The organism is Marinifilum breve (assembly GCF_003202155.1).
GTDB lineage: Bacteria > Bacteroidota > Bacteroidia > Bacteroidales > Marinifilaceae > Marinifilum > Marinifilum breve.
The window spans coordinates 548223-570019 of sequence record NZ_QFLI01000001.1 but is presented as its reverse complement, the minus strand read 5'-3'; the positions used below and the strand labels follow the sequence as shown (position 1 = coordinate 570019).

Annotated in this window: 22 protein-coding genes; 7 read left to right on the top strand and 15 right to left on the bottom strand. The window is 33.9% G+C overall.

What is annotated here, in order from left to right:
- Nucleotides 1-68: 68 nt before the first annotated feature.
- Nucleotides 69-587, bottom strand: a complete 519-nt coding sequence (locus DF185_RS02335; RefSeq protein ID WP_110359111.1) for a nitroreductase family protein — start codon at nt 585-587, stop codon at nt 69-71.
- A 173-nt stretch (nt 588-760) separates the two neighbouring features.
- On the opposite strand from DF185_RS02335, the gene DF185_RS02330 reads away from it, so the two are divergent.
- The 6 genes from DF185_RS02330 to DF185_RS02305 all read left to right on the top strand — a co-directional run bounded on the left by DF185_RS02330 (nt 761) and on the right by DF185_RS02305 (nt 7853).
- Entirely contained in the window at nt 761-1789 is a 1029-nt protein-coding gene (locus DF185_RS02330) for a carbohydrate-binding family 9-like protein (RefSeq protein ID WP_110359110.1), read from the top strand.
- Nucleotides 1790-1874: 85 nt separating this feature from the next.
- Nucleotides 1875-3578 (top strand): gamma-glutamyltransferase, encoded by a 1704-nt coding sequence (gene ggt / locus DF185_RS02325; RefSeq protein WP_110359109.1) that lies wholly within the window; start codon nt 1875-1877, stop codon nt 3576-3578.
- A gap of 420 nt (nt 3579-3998) precedes the next feature.
- Nucleotides 3999-4532 carry an NUDIX hydrolase gene (locus tag DF185_RS02320; protein ID WP_110359108.1) on the top strand — a complete coding sequence of 178 codons (534 nt, stop codon included), beginning with the start codon at nt 3999-4001 and terminating at the stop codon, nt 4530-4532.
- A 1-nt stretch (nt 4533) separates the two neighbouring features.
- Entirely contained in the window at nt 4534-6009 is a 1476-nt protein-coding gene (locus DF185_RS02315) for a capsule assembly Wzi family protein (protein WP_110359107.1), read from the top strand.
- A gap of 12 nt (nt 6010-6021) precedes the next feature.
- The gene (locus tag DF185_RS02310) at nt 6022-7077 is read left to right on the top strand and encodes a CDP-glycerol glycerophosphotransferase family protein (RefSeq protein ID WP_110359106.1); all 1056 of its coding nucleotides are present in this window, start codon (nt 6022-6024) and stop codon (nt 7075-7077) included.
- 2 nt (nt 7078-7079) lie between these two features.
- Nucleotides 7080-7853 carry a hypothetical protein gene (locus DF185_RS02305; protein ID WP_110359105.1) on the top strand — a complete coding sequence of 258 codons (774 nt, stop codon included), beginning with the start codon at nt 7080-7082 and terminating at the stop codon, nt 7851-7853.
- 107 nt (nt 7854-7960) lie between these two features.
- Here DF185_RS02305 and ispD read toward each other — a convergent pair whose 3' ends face one another.
- Nucleotides 7961-8656 (bottom strand): 2-C-methyl-D-erythritol 4-phosphate cytidylyltransferase, encoded by a 696-nt coding sequence (gene ispD / locus DF185_RS02300; RefSeq protein WP_110359104.1) that lies wholly within the window; start codon nt 8654-8656, stop codon nt 7961-7963.
- Between the two features lie 119 nt (nt 8657-8775).
- Nucleotides 8776-9555, bottom strand: a complete 780-nt coding sequence (map, locus tag DF185_RS02295) for a type I methionyl aminopeptidase (RefSeq protein ID WP_110359103.1) — start codon at nt 9553-9555, stop codon at nt 8776-8778.
- 186 nt (nt 9556-9741) lie between these two features.
- Here map and DF185_RS02290 point away from each other — a divergent pair, with 186 nt between their 5' ends.
- A complete protein-coding gene (locus DF185_RS02290) occupies nt 9742-12756 on the top strand; it encodes a hypothetical protein (RefSeq protein WP_110359102.1) in 3015 nt (1004 codons plus the stop codon).
- Nucleotides 12757-12867: 111 nt separating this feature from the next.
- On the opposite strand, the gene DF185_RS02285 is transcribed toward DF185_RS02290, so the two are convergent.
- The 12 genes from DF185_RS02285 to DF185_RS02225 form a co-directional block, all read right to left on the bottom strand.
- Nucleotides 12868-13611, bottom strand: a complete 744-nt coding sequence (locus tag DF185_RS02285) for a hypothetical protein (RefSeq protein ID WP_110359101.1) — start codon at nt 13609-13611, stop codon at nt 12868-12870.
- A 10-nt stretch (nt 13612-13621) separates the two neighbouring features.
- Nucleotides 13622-14263, bottom strand: a complete 642-nt coding sequence (locus DF185_RS02280) for a CPBP family intramembrane glutamic endopeptidase (RefSeq protein WP_110359100.1) — start codon at nt 14261-14263, stop codon at nt 13622-13624.
- A 63-nt stretch (nt 14264-14326) separates the two neighbouring features.
- A complete protein-coding gene (locus DF185_RS02275) occupies nt 14327-14854 on the bottom strand; it encodes a hypothetical protein (RefSeq protein WP_110359099.1) in 528 nt (175 codons plus the stop codon).
- Between the two features lie 25 nt (nt 14855-14879).
- A complete protein-coding gene (locus DF185_RS02270) occupies nt 14880-15515 on the bottom strand; it encodes a transglutaminase-like domain-containing protein (RefSeq protein WP_110359098.1) in 636 nt (211 codons plus the stop codon).
- A 1-nt stretch (nt 15516) separates the two neighbouring features.
- Entirely contained in the window at nt 15517-16050 is a 534-nt protein-coding gene (locus DF185_RS02265) for a lipocalin family protein (protein WP_110359097.1), read from the bottom strand.
- The gene (locus DF185_RS02260) at nt 16051-16560 is read right to left on the bottom strand and encodes a ClbS/DfsB family four-helix bundle protein (protein WP_110359096.1); all 510 of its coding nucleotides are present in this window, start codon (nt 16558-16560) and stop codon (nt 16051-16053) included.
- Nucleotides 16561-16581: 21 nt separating this feature from the next.
- A complete protein-coding gene (locus DF185_RS02255; RefSeq protein ID WP_110359095.1) occupies nt 16582-17598 on the bottom strand; it encodes a TolB family protein in 1017 nt (338 codons plus the stop codon).
- A gap of 96 nt (nt 17599-17694) precedes the next feature.
- A complete protein-coding gene (locus DF185_RS02250; protein ID WP_110359094.1) occupies nt 17695-18099 on the bottom strand; it encodes a hypothetical protein in 405 nt (134 codons plus the stop codon).
- A 65-nt stretch (nt 18100-18164) separates the two neighbouring features.
- Nucleotides 18165-18761 (bottom strand): hypothetical protein, encoded by a 597-nt coding sequence (locus tag DF185_RS02245; protein WP_133249936.1) that lies wholly within the window; start codon nt 18759-18761, stop codon nt 18165-18167.
- A gap of 82 nt (nt 18762-18843) precedes the next feature.
- Nucleotides 18844-19767, bottom strand: coding sequence for a carboxypeptidase-like regulatory domain-containing protein (locus DF185_RS02240; RefSeq protein WP_110359092.1), 924 nt, complete (start codon nt 19765-19767; stop codon nt 18844-18846).
- Nucleotides 19768-19816: 49 nt separating this feature from the next.
- Complete coding sequence (locus DF185_RS02235; RefSeq protein WP_133249935.1) at nt 19817-20473, bottom strand: hypothetical protein; 657 nt, start codon at nt 20471-20473, stop codon at nt 19817-19819.
- A gap of 561 nt (nt 20474-21034) precedes the next feature.
- Entirely contained in the window at nt 21035-21784 is a 750-nt protein-coding gene (locus tag DF185_RS02225) for a hypothetical protein (RefSeq protein WP_110359089.1), read from the bottom strand.
- Nucleotides 21785-21797: the final 13 nt, after the last annotated feature.

Genomic DNA, 21797 nt, shown 5'->3' with positions numbered 1-21797 from the left:
GGGGGGAAACAAAAAAAGCTTGTGAAGTTATATTCTTCACAAGCTTTAAATTCTTTTTCAGAATATCATTAGAAATGATTTCGATGAATTTTTTCTCTTTTTAGAAACGATTCATCTCTACCTTCCTTAACTCCATCTTTATGCCCTATGCCAATAATTGCTAGAATTTTTTGGTTTTTTGGAATGCCTAATAAATCTTGAATATACTCTTCGGCTGAGGAATTATCGTTATGCTCACGACCTCTTATTTGCACCCATGTAGCTCCTAAGTCTTCCTTTTCGGCTTGTAATAACATGTATGCAGCAGCAATTGAAGTATCTTCAATCCATACATCGCTTTTTTCTTCGTCACCTGTTATTACTATCGATATTGGGGCATATTTAAGAAAACTTGCACCGCCTGGTTTGCTTTCCGATAGCTTTAGATTAAGCTCTGACTGATCACATACAATAAATTCGCATGGGTATTTGCTTTTCGATGATGGAGCCAATAAGCCTGCTTCCAGAATTCTGTCAATCTTTTCCTCTTCTACTTCTTGGGTAGTAAACCTTCTTACACTTCTTCGTTTGTAAAGTATATCTAGCATGATAATTTTTCTTTTAATACAATTTCAAAAATAGAAAATTAAAACTAAACCAGTTTAGTCTTAATGATATGTAGTTAATATGTTATTCATGCACTTTTTGCTTGGACATAAGGATTCCTCTTTGCTTAAATTATTCATTACTTTTATGGGAAAATCCATTAAAAAGTATTGTTATGAAGAGTTTTGTTACCTTATTTTTGATTTTGTTGACTTTTTGTGTAAGTGCACAAGATTATCCCGAATCTTATATTTGTTATAGGACGGGAGCTGATATTACTATTGATGGATTGGTATCTGATGAGGAGTGGAGTAAGGCCAAATGGACCAATAAATTTGTAGATATTGAGGGAGATAAAAAGCCAAAACCTAAATACAAAACAAGGGTTAAAATGCTGTGGGATGAAAACTATTTCTATATAGCTGCCGAATTGCAAGAGCCTCATATTTGGGCTAAACTAAAACAACGTGATACAGTTATTTTTTACGATAATGATTTTGAAGTTTTTATCGACCCACAAGGAGATAATCATTTGTATTACGAATTTGAAATAAACGCTTTAAATACCATTTGGGATTTGATGCTTGTTAAGCCATATCGAGATGGTGCACCAGCCATTAACGCATGGGATATTAATGGGGAAAAATCAGCGGTTAAGATCTATGGGACATTAAATAATCCTAATGATAAGGACAAAAAGTGGACTGTTGAAATTGCTTTCCCATGGAAGGTTTTAAAAGAATGTGCTTATCAGAAAAGAAAACCAAAAACTGGCGAACAGTGGAGAGTTAACTTCTCGCGAGTAAATTGGGATATTGAGATTAAAGATGGAAAGTATGCAAAGAAATTAAATCCTGAGACAGGAAAAACGAATCCAGAACATAATTGGGTTTGGTCACCACAGGGTGCAATAGCAATGCATCAGCCTGAAACTTGGGGATATGTTGAGTTTACCGACGAAATAGTTGGAACAAAAGAACTAACTCCGAGAATAGATGAAGATTACCAAGCTAAAATAGAATTGATCAGACTTTATAATCTAGAGAAGAAAATGTATAAGAAGTATGGTAAATATTTTAACAAAATAACTTCAAACTATACAATTTTAATTGAAACAACGAGCAAACAGTTTTTAATTTCAATTCAAGCTGCTTCAGGAAAAACATGGTATATAAATCAGGATAGCAAATTGTGGACGGATTAGAATTTTAAAGAGTTTGCACTTGCAAGCTCTTTTTTATATACATAAATTTATCCCTTTGTTTTTAGAAATACCAAACACTAATCTAATGAATCTAAAAAAAACTCTCTCAGTGGCTTTGGCTACACTCTTTTTAATAGCTTGTAATCACAAGCAGTTTGTTCAAAAAAATAATACATATAAAAACGGAGTAGTTGTAACAGCAAATTTATTTGCATCCGAAGTAGGCTCTGATATCCTTGAACAAGGAGGTAATGCTTTCGATGCGGCAGTAGCAGTTCAGTTTGCATTGGCTGTTGTTTATCCAAGAGCAGGAAATATTGCGGGAGGAGGATTTGCTGTAATTCGAACTGCAAAAGGTGAATCCGAAAGTCTCGATTTTCGTGAAAAAGCACCTAAAGCAGCTAATGAGTCAATGTATCTAGATGAAAATGGGAATGTTATTGAAGGATTAAGTCAGACAGGACATTTGGCTGTTGGAGTTCCAGGTAGTGTTGATGGAATGGTAAAATTGCACCAAAAATATGGAAGCCTGACATGGGAGAAATTAATACAACCAGCTATAGATTTAGCAAAAAATGGAGTAAGACTAACTAAACTGGAAGCAGACAAGCTAAATGCCTATCGTGAGAGAATTAATAAGGTAAATGCTGGTAAAAACAACTGTTGCTATATAAAAGATACAGAATTTAAAACTGGTGAACTGATTAAGAATCCACAATTAGAAAATGTATTGGTACGTATCAAGAATCAAGGTAGAAATGGGTTTTACGATGGAGAAACAGCTGAACTTATCATTTCTGAAATGCAAAGGGGAAAAGGCTTGATCTCAAAAGAAGATTTGTTGGGATATGAATCTGTTTGGCGTCCTGCTCTTATTGGAAAATATCGCGATTGTAAAGTTATTTCCATGCCACCACCATCAAGTGGAGGAATAGCCTTAATGCAACTTTTAAAGGGAGCCGAAGAGTTTAATTTAGGACAATATCAGTTCGGCTCATTAGAACATATTCATTTAATGGTTGAACTGGAAAGAAGAGTGTATGCCGATAGAGCAACTTGGCTGGGAGATCCGGATTATTGTTCTATTCCCAAAGAAAAGCTGTTAAGCGATGAATATTTAACGAATAGATATTCCAATATTGATATGAATGGCAAGTCTGACTCACAAGATATAAAAGCGGGTAATGTAGAAGTTATTGAAAGTTTTGAAACAACCCATTTTTCGGTGGTCGATAAATGGGGAAATGCCGTTTCTGTAACTACTACTTTAAACGGGAATTATGGAAGTAAGGTAATTGTTAAAGGAGGAGGCTTCTTTTTAAACAATGAAATGGACGACTTTAGCATTAAACCAGGCGTTCCAAATCAATTTGGTTTGGTAGGCGGAAAAGCCAATGCCATTGAACCGGAAAAACGAATGCTTAGTAGTATGACACCAACAATTGTTGAGAAAAATGACAAGCTATTTATGGTAACTGGTTCGCCGGGAGGTTCAACAATTATTACTTCAGTGTTTCAAAATATTATTAATGCTGTCGAATTTAAAATGAATGCTCAAGAATGTGTTAATGCTCCAAGAATCCATTCACAATGGTTACCCGACAAAGTATATGTAGAAGCAGGAGCAATTTCGCCTACAGTTAAAAATGAATTGCAAAATTTAGGTCATGCTATTCAGGAACAATCCAGAATTGGAATGATGGCTAATATAGTTATAAATGAAGATGGATCATTGGTCGGAGCTCCTGATACCTTAAGGCATAAAGATAGTAGGGCAATTGGTTACTAAATAAAAAAGGCATTTCTTATTGAAATGCCTTTTTTTATATATGGTATTTGGGTTAGAATCAAAATTAATGGGGAGGTCTGAATACCTTGTTCAAGTAAAATTAGCGACCATTTGATTTGAATAAGATACAAGCTCTTTTTTTAGTCAGGATAAAAATATCAAGCTTGGCCATACCCATCGTATTTGCTTCGGCACTAAAAGTAATAAGTTTTTGAAATAAACAAAGCATTGCAATCGATTTAGAAGCTAATTTGGGATGAATCCAAATAAAAAAAATACGATAATATGTCAATGGTTTTATCGTTCTCAAAAGGAATATTCTAAAATTAAACAGTTAATTATTGGCATTCAGATAACATTAAGTTAGCTTTGTCGTTTCATTATTCTTGAATAAAATTTGATTCACTAAATCGTAAAGGTATGGCACCTACATTTCCGGAAAAAGTTATTCAATATTGCCCAAAATGTGGAAGTAAAGAGTTTGTTTATAATAGGGACAATTCCTTTTTGTGCGGTTCATGTTCATTTCACCTCTATATTAACTCGGCGGCTGCAGTTGCAGCTTTAATTGTAAATGAGAAAGGTGAGCTGTTGTTAACTCGTCGTGCAATTGAACCACAATTAGGCAAGTTGGATTTGCCAGGAGGTTTTGTTGATGTTATGGAAACTGTTGAAAATGCTGTTCAAAGAGAAATTAGAGAGGAGTTGAATTTGAAAATTGAAGAGATGAAATATTTTATGTCATTTCCTAATGAATATGTTTTTGGAGGATTATCGGTATTTACAACAGATTTGGCTTTTATTTGTCGAATAGAATCTTTTAAAAATATTAAGGCTGAAGATGATATTTCCTCTTTTGAATTTTATAAACCAGGAGATATTCCATTGGATGAGATTGGATCGGTATCAATAAAAGAAATTGTAAAATCATTTGTAAAAAACACATATAATTAAAATGAAGTATAGGGGATTAGTATTGTTTTTTGTGTTTGTTTGTCAAACACTTGTAGCTCAAAATAAAAAAGTAAATTATGAGGCAGAATTATCTACTCAATTTTCTTCGGAAAGTAATTTGCCATTTTGGTTGGTAACAAATAAATATGGTATTTATCCAGATGAAAATAATGGAACATTAAATTTTAGAATTCACAGTACACCTACGAATAATTCAAAGAAAATAGATTTTAATTATGGAACATCCTTGGTTGGTAGTCAAGGAAAATCCAGTGATTTTTTCATCGATGAATTATATGTGTCTGCAGATTGGAGACAAATTGGGATTAATGTTGGAATGCAACACAGAGCAGTTAAATTTGATGGATTGTCTCTTACCAATGGGGATATGCTTTACTCTGGTAATGCTCGAATGTATCCGGAAGTAAAAATCCAACTAAATGATTTCATTGCTGTACCTTTCTCAAATAAGTGGTTATGGATTAAAGGAAGCTTTTCCAATGGAATCATGCTGGATGATAGATATGTTGATAATGCAAATGTTCATCACAAGACTGCTTTCCTGAGAATAGGTAAAAAACAAGGATTGTCATTTACAGTTGGTTTAGATCACTATGTGCAATGGGGGGGAGAATCTCCTAAATGGGGTAATTTAGGTGGATTTGATGCTTTTATGGATGCAGTTTTGGTAAGAGAAGGAAAAGTTTTGGTAGATGATGATGGCAATGAATCAATTTCAGAGAGCTATAACAAATCAGGAAATCACATAGGACAAAATACTTTCGAGTTGGCATATTCTTCACAAAAAATAGAAAGTGTGTTAAGCTTGAAGAATATTTATGAGGATAAGTCGGGAGATTTTAGACATATAAAAGATGTAAAGGATTGGAATCTTACTTTCTATTTGAAGTTGAAAAACTCTAAGCTGATATCATCTTTTATTTATGAGTACTATTATACCAAGGATCAAGGAGGCTATATAATTCGACCAAATCATCCTGTTGAACCTGTTATTGGTTTTGATAGATATTTTTCAAATGGTATATTCAGATCTGGATGGACTAGTCACAAAAGAACAATTGGCATGCCTTTATTTACACCTTCTTATGAAGATGGTATAGTAAATGGTATAAGCAATAATGCCGTTGTAGCTCATCATTTTGGTATTACAGGTACAATAGGAAAGGTCAAATATAAAACCTTATTAACGTTTTCGGATAATTTTGGAACTCCTCAACTTGTTAATGATGGGCAAGGTAATTTAGAAGAAAACTATTCTAAAAATTATAGCTATCCTAATGGTCTTTCTCAGCAATCCTATATGCTGGAGCTTATATTTCCGAAATGGAAAAAATTTCCATTCGAACTGTCAACAAGTCTAGCTGTTGATAATGGAAAATATTTGAATGATAATATTGGATTTCAAATCAAATTATTGAAAAAGGGATTGTTATCGAAAAAAGGAAATAACAACTAAATAGCTTAATGAATGGTTTTATCTTATTATGTGATTAAGTTTCCTTATAGATTGGTTTGGAACATTCTAAATTTATTCAAGAAAAGAAAAGAGGTTGTATTTTTCTGTGCGAATGAGTTGGATTTGGAAATATTTAAAAATGTGCAAAGGCATTTGAAATCGATACCAATTGTAGCTAAGAATAGAAGCATACAAAAGAAACTATTGGAAAAAGGAATAAAAGCTAGAATGATGCCTGTGTTTCCAAAGGGAGTGATTATGTGCAGACAAGCTTGTTATTTATTTCCGGAACCTAAAATTGTAAAGATTGGAGTTAATCATGGAGCATACCATTTTAAGCCTTTTGCAAATGTAAAAGGACATAATATGTTCGATCAATTTCATTTTACCAGCTCTAAAGAAGTTGAGGAGGCGAAGGCGATTGGAATTGTTTCTGGAGTGGGTTTGGGATATCCTAAAATGGATGATGCGTATAATGGAACTTATTCAGAAGAAGTTTTAAATGATTTAAAACAGAAATTAGAATTAGATGAAAACAAGAAAACAATCCTGTTTTCATCTACATGGGATGGATCTGAAATGTCTGCGGTACAAAAATGGTACGATCATTTAGAAGATTATACGGAGAAATACAATGTTCTTGTAACTCTTCATGTTTGGACTTCCGAGAAGTATAGAATTACTATAAAAGAAACACCGGGCGTAAAGTATATAGATACACAGAATGTGACGCCATATATCATGATTGCAGATATTTGTGTTGGTGACACCAGTTCGATATTGTCTGAAATGTGTGCTTTGTATAAGCCAATTATTACATTTAAAGTACCTGTTGTTAGGAGAACTGTTCCCGAGGTACGCGAAATAATTAGTTCCATTAGTTTCCAAATTGATTCGCAAGACGACTTAGGCGAAATGTTGGAATATGCATACGAGAATGCAAATGAAAGAAGAGATGCTCAACAGATAGCAAACGAAAGAATGTTTGAATCTCTTGATGGAAAGGCTGGAGAACGTGTAGCACATAAGATTAAGGAATTGTTGCCGGAACTTGAAAAGCAGAAGTAAAAATGATTTTGGATAAAAAAAAGCGTTACGCAGTTAATCCTGAGTATGGGTTTGTTGAGGATTTTGTTAAAGATTTACCTCATATTTTTGAAAGTGAAGGCACTTCAATTTATAAAGGGCGCAACGAAATTAAGGTTTTTGACAATGAAGGAGTAAGGCTAAATGTTAAATCGTTTAAAATACCAAACTTCATAAATAAACTGGCTTATGCATGGCTAAGGGGATCGAAAGCAAAACACTCCTACGAATATGGAATTGAAATTTTAAGAAGAGGAGCCAATACTCCAACGCCGATTGCTTTTTTTGAAACATTAAAAAGAGGTCTTTTTAATAGAAGTTATTATGTGTCGGTACATCATAAATATGATTTTACTGTTAGAGATTTAATAGGTTATGAATTTCCAGATAAAGAGAATATCCTGAAACAGTTTGCTACCTATACCTATAATAAGTTGCATAAAATGGGTATTCATCATTTAGATTATTCAAGAGGAAATGTATTGGTTACAAAATTAGAAAATGACAAATATGATTTTTCTATAGTAGATATTAATAGATTAAGATTTGAGAAAATTGATTATCTAAAAGGATTAAGAAATTTTGCGCAGTTATGGGCCTCTAAAGATGAGCTTGAAATTATTGCAAGACAGTATGCTCAATTAAATAATCAGGACGAAAATAAAGCTGTTCAACTTTTGGTTCAATTCGATAAAAAGCACAAAGAGAAGATCTACAGAAAGCATAAATTTAAAGCCCTAATAAAGGGTAAAAAATAGTTTGTTAAAATCTTGAAACTATAAAATTGAAATATTATTAAAAAAGGCTTGATTGTATTGTGCAATCAAGCCTTTTATGCACTTATAGTTTGATAATTTTTTAATACTTACTTTTTATCAACAATTTGTGCGCCTTGCAGCAAATCTTGTTCAAAGGTGATTTTGATATTGGATTCATCTCCATCTACAATGTGAATAGCTTCTTTAGGTAGATATTTTAAAACAACACCACAATCATCAGTTGCCACAAAATTGGAATCACTCATTGCGATGTCATAGGCATTTTTAATGGTTTTGTATGAAAATGCTTGTGGAGTTTGAGCCCTTCTTAACAAGTTTCTGTTGGGAACGGATTTTATGGTTTCATTTTGATTCAAACAGAAGATGGTATCGGTAGTTGGAATTGCAACAGCTACTGATTTTCCAGCCGTCAATGCACTAATTACATCACTAATAATGCGAGAAGAAACGAATGGACGGACAGCGTCATGAAAAATCAGATATACATTTTGTTCTTGTTCATATGCTTTGATTGCAGCAAGGCTGGAATCACTTCTTTCTTTACCACCACTTAATACATATCTTACTTTACTGTAATTGTTGCCAGTTACCAAATCGTTGATTTCTTTGTGATAGTCTGCATTAATAATAATACAGATTTCATCGATATTGGGGTGGTTTTCAAATGCCTCAATAGAGTGTTGAATAATTGGCTTATCCCCAATATTTAAAAATTGCTTTGGGAGTGAAGTTCCCATTCTCTTACCGCTTCCGCCTGCCAATAGAACTGCAACGTTCTTCATAGTTTAAAGTTTAGTGATGAGCTAAATTAATACAAATTCTTTCATTGCGAAAGTGAAAAAAAATAACCGTCCCAAATTTTATTTAAGACGGTCTATATTCCAATAAGTGGGAAATTTCTTTATCTGAAGATTTCGTAATCACCTACATCAGTTAAAATTTCGTACCCATCTTTTGTTACCAAAATGGTGTGTTCGAATTGAGCAGATAATTTCTTGTCTACTGTTCTGGCAGTCCAACCATCATTTTCATCAACAACAGCTCTTGCTTTACCCAAATTGATCATTGGCTCGATTGTGAAAACCATTCCTTCTTTCATTTTAGGACCTGAATTTCTTGGAGCGATATGTTCTACTTGAGGATCTTCATGGAACTCTAATCCAATACCATGTCCACAGAACTCATACACTACACTGTATTTTTTTGCTTGAGCATAACGTCCAATCATAAAACCGATATTACCAAAATAGTTACCAGGTCTTACTTGTTCAATTCCTAGGTATAGAGCATGTTCCGTATCTTCTACTAATCTTGCAGCTTGGTCGGTAATATCGCCAATGGTAAACATTGTACTTGTATCGCCATAATAGCCATCAAGAATGGTGGTAACATCAATGTTAAGAATATCTCCCGGCTTTAAAATGGTTTTTTCATCAGGAATACCATGACAGATTACATCATTAAGAGAGATACAACATGACTTTGGAAAACCATGATAGTTTAAAGGAGCTGGAATTGCTCCGTTATCACGGATATACTCTTCAATTAATTTATCAAGATAGTGAGTGGATACACCTTCCTCAACGTAATTGCTAATATATTTTAATGTGTTTCCGGCTAACTGTGAACTTTTTCGAATTCCTTCGATTTGTTCCGGTGTTTTAATTACAATTTTACCCATAATTTTTATCTATTCAGATACCGTTTTTCAATCTATAATTAAGGAGGCAAAGGTCTGCATTGAAATCGACTTTTGCAAATGGAAAACGAGATATCATTTAATGTTAATTAAAAACATCTGTAAATTAATTTTGTTTACAGTGTATTAGTTTGGTATTTTAAGGCTTTCAAAATAAAATGGCTATTTATGATTAAAAGATTGGCATTTCTAGTGTGTTTTGTTCTGTTATTTGTTTCAGGACATTCGCAATATTTTATTGCAGGGCAAGATCCTGCCTCAATTAAATGGAAACAGATTAATACCGAGGAATTTCAAATTATTTTTCCACAAGAATCAGAAGATAAGGCACGCTATATTGCAGCTTTGTTTGAGGATTTGTTGCACAAAGGAGGGAAGAGTTTAGATCGAGTACCAAAGAAATTTTCGGTGATATTACATACTCATACAACTAACTCAAACGGGTTAGTGGCTTGGGCTCCCAAACGAATGGAGCTTTATACCACTTCTTCCCAGGATAATGATGCACAAATTTGGTTAGACCATTTAGCTACTCATGAGTTCCGACATGTAGTGCAATTGGATAAAATAGAACAAGGATTTACGAGAGTATTAAATTATGTGTTTGGACAGCAGGCGACAGCTGTTGTAGTTGGCATGTATTTACCTCCTTGGTTTCTGGAAGGTGATGCAGTTTGTTTGGAGACCAGTATGAGTGAGTCGGGAAGAGGAAGGTCACCAGAGTTTGAGCAGGAATTAAGAGCTCAACTATTAGAGAAAGGTGAGTTTTCGTACGATAAAGCAGTGAATGGATCTTATAAGAATTATGTGACAGATAGATACAAGTTGGGCTACTATTTGGTGGGTAAGGCAAGAGCCAATTATGGAGATAAAATTTGGGATCAAACTTTAACGAATGTAGCGCGACATCCATTGGGAATAGTTAGTTTCTCTAATGGAATAAAGAAAAGTTTATCGGAAAATAGAAAGCAAGTTAAGCTTGAACTTCAAAAGAAATATGGAAAAGCAGAAGATGTAGATTGGGAGAAGGTTCAAGGAGCGAAAAAGTATACCGATGGAAAGCTATTACTGTATTTCGATACCATGCAAGAGTTAGTTTGGGAGTGGAAGAAACAAGATGCTGAAACTGACAAGTCAGCATATCAATTGGTGAGCGATAGAGAAAAATACTTTACCAGCAAAAGAATTCCACATGTAAGCGAGCAAGGTGATTTGATCTACTTGAAGCATGGTTTATCGGATGCTTTGTGTTTTGAACAATTGGATGTTAATGGCAAGACTGATAAGATTTTGGTGCCAGGATATTTGTCAAATATCAACTTTGATTATAGAAATAGATACTTGCTATGGGCAGAATCAAAACAGAACATTCGTTGGGAACATGCAGAGAAGAGTGTTTTGGTGACCTTCAATACCAAATCAAAACAGAAGAAAACGCACCGTTTCAAGAAGTCTTTGTTTGCTCCGGCATTTAATAAGGACGCAAGTGAAATAGTTGCCGTTTCGTCAGACCAGAAGGGAGATAATAGTCTTGTGATAATTGATCATGAAACAGGATTAATTAAACAAAGAATTGCTGCAGGTAAAAACGAGTATTTTCAAACGCCTCAATTTATCGATGATGAGAATTTAGCTCTAATTGTTTTGAATAATCAAGGAAAGCAGATTGTGAAACTAAACTTGAAGACTCAGGAGAGAGAAGGACTTTTTAGTTCTGGATATGCAGACATGTCACGTCCTGTACCGTATGGAGAGTATCTGTATTTTAATGGATCATTCACAGGCATAGATAATGTGTTCGCACTTGATTTAATTACTAAGAAAGTGTACCAGGTAACTTCATCACGATTTGGAGCCAGAGATGCATACGTGGATGCGAATAAGAATTTGTACTATTCTGATTATACCTCAGATGGTTACCTTTTGGCAAAGGCGACTATCAATAAAGCAAAATGGAAGGAGTGGAAGGGCGACTTTAATCAATACCCATTGGCTGAACAACTGTCCAATCAATTGGGGGAAAAGTTGAATGCTGATACCACCAATCTCGATCGATTTGAGGTAAAGAACTATTCGAAATTGGCCAATTTGTTCAATTTTCATTCCTGGGCACCGATGTTTGTTGATGGAATTGATGGGAAAGCAGATATAGGTGTTTCCGTTGCCAGTCAGAACAAGTTGAGTACTTTGTTAACGACAATTGGATATAAGAAGGAGGAAGGATTTGATAATGGACAGTTTTATGCCAATCTCTCATACAGAGGATGGTTTCCTATATTAGACTCAAAATTCACCATAGGCGATAGAAATACGACTTATGCCACCATAGCACAGCGCCTGCAACCAGAGCAGATGGATACCTTGTTGGTTAATACCGGATGGAAACAATGGGAATGGGAGAACAGCATTAGCTTGCCGTTTAATTTGTCATCGGGGCAATACACGCGAAAGTTAATTCCGAAACTTACCTATAATATGGTAAAGTTTGCCGATTTAAATACTGTAGCCTTAAGAACTACAGCTAATAACACTCTTGGAATAGGTGAATATGATTTCGGTGATGAGTCCTTTAGTCGACAGATTATGGAATACCAATTGTTTGGATACAATATTGCCAAAACAGCGCCAAGAGATGTACAATACCAATGGGCTCAAATATTGGAATTGAACTACCGTGATACTCCTTGGGGCGATAGAGATCTTGGCAATACCTGGTCGGCAGAGGGGTATTTGTATTTCCCAGGATTGGTAAAACATCATGGAATTAAATTGTATGGAGGCTATCAGTACCGTTCGTTAAATGAGATTCTCTTTTCGAATATGATTAAGAGTCCAAGAGGGATGAGCGATTTATATGGAAAACACACTGCAACAGTAGGGGCAGATTATGCAATGCCTCTTTTTTATCCGGATTGGAACTTGGGGCCTTTGGCCTATTTTAAGCGCATTAAAATGAATGCCTTTGTGGATTATGGATACGTAAAAAGAAATCAGGAAAATGAAGAAGGAGATATTTTCTCATTTAAAAAAGACTATTTCTCAGGTGGTGTTGAGTTAAGATCCGATTTGCATGTATTAAGGTTTTCTGCTCCTGTAGACTTTGGTGTTCGCTTTGGGTATGAAAATCAAACCAATAGCATGTTTGCCGATTTTCTGATTTCTATTAATCTGACGGCATATTAAATTTGATTATTGCATTAAAAAAGCCACAAACTATTATAGAGTTTGTGGCTTTTTTAATCGTATGTGACCCAAATATATACCAATTGCTAAATAGAGTCAGGGTGAATACACTTATAGGTTCTGTTGGTGAAATGCTTCTTGATTAAAACCTAGGGATGAGGTATGACATCCGCCCACAGGAAAATAAAACTTCACCCTTTTTGCTTTTAATATCAGTGTGAAACGTAATTTACCTTTTACCATTTCGTTTGGCGCCAGACTTGTATTTAAAATGGCTTCGTTCTGAAGGTAGTCAATGGTTTCTTCGCAGTGTTTTAATGCTTGAATACGCTCTTTTTCCCACTTGGCTTCCATTTCTTCATGAGATTCGTAGTCGTCTTCGTCATTCTCTGATCCCGAAATGGCCTCAAACAATCCAGCAACCAAGGCTTCTGTAATAATAGATGAAGTAGAGTAATTGTCCGAAGTATATGGGTTTTTTGCATGACTTAACTTTTGTTTTACCTCGAATGCCTTTTGCAATAAACTATCTGAGTTGAAGCAAGAATAAGTTTGAATATGGTTGTATGAGCTAATTTCAGTTTTTCGATATCCTTTGTAGTAAAACAAACTTGGATCAATAAAAATGGTATCCTTAGAGGTGTTTGTGATGATTGCCTCAAAGTCAATTTTATTTTCATTTCTGTTCAGGTACTTCAACTGAATTTTGTATTTGTCAGCTGTGTATTCTGAGTATCCTGAATGATATTCTGACTGCAATGGATTTACATGAAATTCTTTAAGAGTATAGATATTCTTATAGGAACAAGAGCAAAGCAAGCTTCCCAAAAGAATGTTAAGGATAATTTTTCTCATTCTGATTATTCTACAAATTCAACAAGTTCCCAAATATTTCATAAAAAGGATCACTGTCTAATACCGTGTAATAGAACAAAGCCCCTAACCAACCATGAAAAATTCCCAGCACATACAAGTTTTTCTCTTTTAAATATACGTAGCCATAGAATATTGCAAGAATAAAAGTACCACCTATCAACCAGTATTCAGGATAGTGAACCAAGGCGAATAGGGTAGCTGCGAACAGAACAATAATGTGCTTGTTGAGTTTGCGATTGGGATTGTCGTACAGATTTCCTGCCACCAAACCAATCAATAAAAATTGTTGTATGCTGCCCCATAGTGGATAAAACAACAGAACAGGTATAATATGCCATGTTGCATTAATGGTTCCTTGAATGCCACCAATTATAAAAAAAGCGATTACTGCAGTAAGGCCAAAGGGGAGCACCACTTTTAAAACGCTTCTAAAATTATCGGTTCTAAATCCCCAGTATTTTAATATTTTCTTGTTGTTCTTCCTTCGGTACCAAATGTATGCACACCATAAAAAGGTTGCGCTCAAAACGAAAGGAAATCGCCAATTTAAATAATCCATGAACAGGAATTTGGCCAATACGGTAATAACAATTGCTGAAATTTCGAAGGATTGGAGTTTAACTTTGGTCATAAAGTTTTTTAGGATATCTGTTTTTATTATTGTAATTGTTGATTTACGATCGTTAAAGTACTCTCATTTCTTATCTTCTCGGAATATTTTTACACAATATAAAACACCATTTTCATTAAATCTGAAATCTATTTTTGGAGAATCATAACTAAGAAAACATTCATTAAACCAATCTGGAGATGGTTTGCCAAATTCCATAACAACATCATCATAAGTAGATTTTCCAATTTTAATGCCATTTGTCAAGTAAGCATTAGGGGTATTGATAAGGCTAATATTTACAAATTCTTTTTTCAAGGTATCAGGATCTTCTACACATTGAGTTGAATAAGTAAAAGTAATTCCCAACTCTTCATAAATGTATTTAGTCCAATTGTAATAGCAATAGAAATTATATCCATCTATATGACCTTGGCCAGATTCTACACTGTAAAATAAGCCTTTATAGTTGAATATATCATCAGGTGTTGAGTGTTCAAAAGTAAAATCATCTAAACCTACTCCTGGTTTAATGATTATTTTGTTTGGATCTTTCTGTTGACAACATACACAGGCTAAACACAGAATTAATAAAAAGTAGTTGTATTTCATCTTTAATGGAAACTTATAATAATACTCATAGCCTAAACTCAATAATATCTTCACCCGTATTAAAGATATGAGGATAGTGCTCTTTTATATTTTTTTTCATAAATTCCAGAGGAACATCCTCAAAATGTCCATAGTCAGCCGTGTATTCCATAAAAAGATTTCCTTCGCTATTAAATTGCTGTAGAAATGAATTGTTTTCACCATCGAAATCAAGGGGAGCTACCTTAAACTTCTCACACAGACTTTTATTAAAAGCTGGCGATAGCTTCAACCATTTGTTGTTCAGGTAAACATTTAGCATACCGTGAGGTGTAAGCTCGTTGCTTCCATATTTTTCGGTAAGTCGTTCCACTGCAATATGATTTTTCACCTTTCCCAAATGCAATCTGGCAGGTAAACCCAATGCACGCAAACATGCAATAAGCAATATCGATTTTTCTACACAGTTACCAGTGGACTTTTGTGCAATAACACTAGCTCTAAAGCTCTCCTTAGCCAAACTGATGGTGTAAGGATCATACCTCCAATTGTCGCGCACTTTTAAATACATTCCAATAGCCTTTTCTTTATTAGAAAAGCGTTCATTTTTAAACTCAGATATGAGCTTTTGAATCACATCACTTTCAAAGTCGAAATAATAGGAGGGGGATATGTAATTCATTTTATTCCTTTCGTTGTTCTACTTTTATCAATTTGCTGGTGTCGTAACCTCTTGCTTGTAGATTATTCAATAGTTCGAGATATAATTGATCGTCCATTTGTGGCTTTCTTGATAGTATCCACAAATATTTATCTGTATTGCTGCCAACAATGGCCCATTGGTACTCTTCATCCAATTCCAGTACAAAATAATCCCCATAAAAAATCCAGAAGAAGGAAACCTTTAATTTGGAAGGAATGTTTGGGTTGGGAATCTTGGCTTTGCCAATGGCTTCCGATCTCTCTCCATCTAGGCTTTCTTTGTATCCCGAGTTTACAACCTTTATTTTTCCATCCTCACGCATGGAATATTCGGCAGTAACCCCTACCAATCCTCTTTCGAAACTGTGATCGAAGCGAGCAATTTCATACCATTTTCCCAGGTAGCGATCAATGTTCAAATCCTTAACCACGCTATTGTCGATTACTGATTCTTGTCCTTTGCACGAGCACAAAAGCACAAGAGAGGCAAGTAGTATGTTGAGTTGTTTCTTCATTTATAATTTGATCAATTTTTTGTGTTTTTTTATTTTTTTAATCGCCCAATCGTAATGACTCGATGTTGAAGAAACACAGTAACTGCCTAAACTGGTTGAACCTGTCCACTGAAAATATTTCTTGGTAAACAGTTCTTCTTCGGTAAATGAGTCAATCAAATCCATGCATTTTTTATGAGTTTGATTCAAAAGGGTAATGGCTTTTTCATAATCAGTTTCCTGATGCCTTTCCCATATTTTTACATTCATGTCTGGATAAGTTTTCCAATTGTAATTATCGGGTAAAAACTTTGCTGTTGTTCCCGATTGATTGGATTGAACCCAGTTTAGCAACAAAATTTGCCATTCATAAAGGTGCACCAATACATCCCTAACATTACGGTCTCTATCCTCGAACATAAACTCTTTTTGTTGTTCTTCATCGGTTAATGAATCTATTAAAGAAAACAATTTTGAATAGTTTTCGCAACTGGCATTTAGCAGTTCTTCTTTTGTTTTTGGTCTGGGCATGAAATAATATTTTAGTTGATTTTACCAATGTATATATTCGTAGTCGATACCTACAAAATACAAATCAAATCCTCCTTTTCCTCCAGTTCTGTTCGATGAAAATACCATCATGCTTTGCGTGTAGCTAACTCCTTCATCAATCAATATGGGACGATATTCGTCGAATTCCGAATTAATGCCTTCTCCAAAGTTGATAGGCTGACTCCATTTCCCGTTTTCATAATTACAGTAGTACAAATCGTATCCTCCAAAGCCACCTTCTCGGTTCGAGGCAAAAACCATTTTGTTACCAAAAATAAATGGACACTTGTCATCTGCTGTGCTCGAAAGTGCTTCCACTTTATTGACTTCGTGCATTGTATCATCTGATAAAAGAGTTTCCAAATCTATTTCAGGGTCTACATTAACCGAATAAAAATCAAAATTGTCTTCCTCTCGATTCGAGCAGAAGTAAATCTTGGTATTGTCGGAATTGAAACAAGGATACAGATCATCAAATTCAGAGTTCAGAAATGATACTTCCTTGGGATCGCCAAAGTTCGCTTCGCTATGGTTAGAAATAAAATTGATCTGAAAATCGCCCGAAACATCGCTTGCATACAAAAGCGAGAAATAAGTATCGTTAAAGTCACGTGTGATGATAAGGTTAGGGCCAAATTCATTTCCGGAGGTTTTTATTTGATCAACACCAATATTAATAACGCCATATACTTCCTTAAATGTTCCCCAGTGTGAGGTTTCGTTACTTACAGTTAATTCTCCTGTGGTTTTGTCGAAATTCACACTCATTGGTTGATAGATTACATCAAAATCATTTCCCTGGCTATTTCTATTGGTCGAAAAGCAGAATGGAATCAGGTTATCAATTGTAGGTGCTGTAGAATTGTAATCATCGTACTCGGTATTAAAATCTTCCAAATTAACAGGAGTTTCAGGAAGACTACCTGTATTGTACTTGTATCCACCAGGATTGTTATTGTCGCAGGCTACAGATAGAATTAATAAGATAAGTAGGAGGGATTGGTTTAGTGTTTTCATTTTGTTTGATTATTGTTAGAATTTATTGGTAAGATGAAATCATTTTCAGATGGTTGCGTGGTTTGATTAATTGGATATGAGTGTTTTGAGCACAGTTTAATTTTGTGGGATAATATAATCCCATGCTATCCCATATTCTTGAACAATGAAAGTATGTCTTGAAAAAACGGTGTCTATAGCATTAATGCTCGAATCGGCTTCTATATCAATAATTCTATATCCACATGAGTAACCCGCATTCTGCTTTTGTTTTATATCAGAGATCAAACCATCAAGCTCAATTTTTATTTGTTCACTGTCAGCTTCAGTCAGATCATAATTGTTTAGTAGTTGTAGAATTTTGGAATTGTCGTTAATGATTTCTATTAATTCAGATTTCTCCTTTTTGATCAAATCAATTTCTGAATTGAGTTGATTCACTCCCCAAAAATGTTTTGTAATGGTAATTCCGAATACAATGCCTATTAGAAGAATGGCTATGTTGATTAAGTATTTCATCATATCATAAGTTTTTGGCTTACTATGTTTACCGGAGTTAATTATCCTAGGGTTGTGTTAGCAGGAGCTTATCTATTTTCAGATATCATTCTACTAAAATAAAAGATCAGAAGACTTTTATACAATCCAGGTCTTTTCAAATCATTGGTTTCATAATTTTCGCTAAAATCAAGCGTTGACAAGTCGAAACTAATTCTAATTGAATCAGGGTTTGATGTACCAAAAGCAATAAGCATATCTCTTGGAGTATTCGAAAGTTCTTCGAATTTTTTATACTCCTTAAGAATTGGACTAATCAAATCATACAGGAACTCATTAGCTGATTCATCATCTTGTTTAAAACCAATTTTTTGTAGGTTATTAATCAATGTTACATTTCGTGGATTTTTTAAATCCACATAAAATTCATCTGGATATCCCATTGTTGTTACATAAGTCATCAAGTTCTTAAGAGCCTGCAGACTATCACTTTTCGAATTCATCAAATTTAAGTTTTCTAAGCGCTGATAAAACTCAGTTTCTAAATCATCCCAGAGTTTAGAATCATAACTCGAGAATCTATCGATTATCTTTTGGTTAACTGCAAGATCTATTTGTTGAAGTTCTTTTGGTTCAGAACATGAGAACATGAAAAGTAATAAAATTGTAAAAGTGAAATATTTCATATTTTCTTTTGTTTTGGAAACGTTACATTCAACTGGTTAACTAAAATTAGAACTCTCGATTTACTTTTTTGGCAAGAGGTACTTATTGTGTTGTGTATTTAAGTGCATCTTTTTGATATTTAAAAAAGTAAGTTAATTCAAATCCAATACCTAGCATTATCTCTTCATAGTCACCAATTTTATTATAAGTCATAAAAGTCTTAACTCTTTTAAAACGTTTATCCATTTGAAAAAAATATTCAAATTTATCTTTGTAAAATCCCATCTTGTAGGTTAAGCTTAAAAAATCCAATTTCGGAATTTCTTTCTTGTAACCTGCTATTAATCCATATTCTGAATGCTTATCCAAATTTTCAGGAGAATATGAAATCTTACCCAAACCAAGAATAATGTTGTGGTTATATAATCTTGCATGGTTTTCTATGGAATATGAAACCATATCAATACTGTTTTGCATATTCAACTTTCGATAATTAAAATCAACATGACCATATAACCATGTACTTGGTGCAATCTGAAATCGATATTGAGACAAACTAAAATTTATATCAATTTTTTTATTGCGGTCAAAATCTGTCAAATAGTCTAATTGAAATTTAATAGCAAAAGTGCTAATTATCGGAGTTCTAAATTCAAACCTTCCTCCCAATGGAGTTTTTCTAATGCCCGAAAGGGCATATAATCCAATTCTTTGATTCCATGCCTCATAAATAGTATATGTTTTAAGTGATGTGTTAACTACAGTTTGTCCATTGATAGGCACTTTCCGAGTTAAAAAGCCTATAAAACTAAATTCCAAGAAGCTTGTAGTATCACTAACAGTAATTTTATAATCTCCGTTTAAATCAGCTGTTACAGTGTTTGATGTACCGACTTCATTAATCCATACTCCAGGTAAGCCTTTCCAGTCTTCCTCATTCAGAACATTACCGGTAATGGTAATCTGTCCAAATGACAATTTAACCAGAATTAATAAAATGAATAGAATTGTTAGTTTAGTTCTCAATGTTTATCGTTTTATTTATACTACTGCAAGCTTGTTTAGCAGTGAGTTTTTATTTCATTTGAGATAATAAATAAACACATATAATTAGATCTGATTCTTTTGCTCGTTGTTCAATTTTGGCTGGTTCACACTTTATTTTCCAATTTGTTAACTCTCGGTCTGTACCATATTCAAAATCAAAATACTTTCTAATAAAAGATATGTCTTTAATAAACTTATCTAATTTGAATTTAGTGCCGAAAAACCGATCTCCATATATGTTATAATGTTCAAGCTTAAAACCTAAATTCTCATCGTTAATTTCAATTTCACGCAAGGGAATTGGTGGGGGTGGAACAGGAACTGAAAATCCATTTAGAAACACAGAATTCTTTACAATTGGAAGTTCGCCCTCATTTCCAGCACTCATGGCAATTAGTTTCCCTTTCCAGGATGTTAGAAACAGAAACACTCTTTGACCTATTTTGTATTCCGTCCATCTAGAGGCACAAGTCCAATCTTCGAATCTTTCAATTTTTAAAGTTCCCGAATCATTTGTCAAACTTCCTTCAATTTTCAAAGTTAAGGTGGTCGAATCTAGTTCAGAAATTGTTCCATATACAATTTTATCTGCTTTTATTACCATTTCATATAATTTCAAGGGTCTGTATTTAGCCTTGGCATTACATGAGAAAAAAACTAGAAGTATTATTATTAAATGTTTCATTATTCGGTTTTTATAGGGTAGGGAGCTTCTGCTAGCTTTTATTTGTTTTTTATCTTCTCATTTAGAATTTTAGAAATCTCAATAAGCTTATCATCAGAAAAGCTCATGACTTTTCTTATAGTCTTTCCATTAGTCCGGTAAAAAACAAAATAGTATAGATTAAATACGATCCTGAAATACCGAAAATGATGTAAATTTTCAAATGCAATTCCAATCCCTCTTACAAGCCTTGGTCGAAATCCTAATTCTTTAAATACTATTGCATCGTTATATATGTAAGTCCTTAAATAATTAACAGGCCAAAGGAATACCAACAATAATGAACTGGCTATTAAAAAATATATTTGATTATCAATAAAGTTTGATTCTGTCAATATCCAAAGTCCATAAAACCAAATGATGCCCCAATAGATAACTGTTAAGCTATTTCTTAGTCTATTGTGATATTTAATTAAAGGTTTCTCCATACTCTTAATCAATGTATTTCCCTGCTAGCAGGGAAACTGTGGTTGAATGACCCACTGAATTTTACATTACTTTTAGCTTAGTTGTTATGGCATGTTATTCATCCCACCCTTTCCCCCAATCGTCCCAATAATAACCCCACGGAGATTGGCGGAAAAATTTACCTCTAATTTTAGCATTTTTAATTTCTACAAATTCCCCATCTGAATTTTTAAGTAAGCAACTAAATGTGAGTGTTGCTTTAGTCGATGCAGGAAGTCCATTGTTCCCATTAGGTTCTGTATTAAATTTGGGTTTTATATATTCAGTATCAGATATACTAACCTGCATTTTATTGTTGTCAACATCTACAGAACGAAAGGTTTTACCTTGGGCAGTGTAGCTAACAATGAATTTGCCAAAATCTCTTCGGCTTGAAGCAAACTTGTAATTACCATTTTGAATTAAATTATAAAAAGATTCTTGTGTACTGTAATCATTACAAACAGAAAGAAATTCTATTTCCATAGACCTAATTATAGAATTGGATTCAGGTTTTGATATATCATATTCAGAAATATTTATTGTAGAGCTCAAATAAGGATTTAATTCATCCTCATAGCCAATGCCACAATTTCCCAATCCACCAGAACCTATTTGGATAGGATACTCATTATTCCAACAAATATTTTCTTTTTTTATTTGTCTTTCTTCGTTCTTCGAGAAAACTTTTAATATGAATGTTCCGAAATATTCGGTTGTTATTTCACAATTACTAATCAGTTCTGTTTCTACCTCTTTTTTATCGTAGGATAAAAGCACCATTAATATGGACAAAGTAAATGCATAACAGTAGATTCGATTCATGATTCCATTTTTT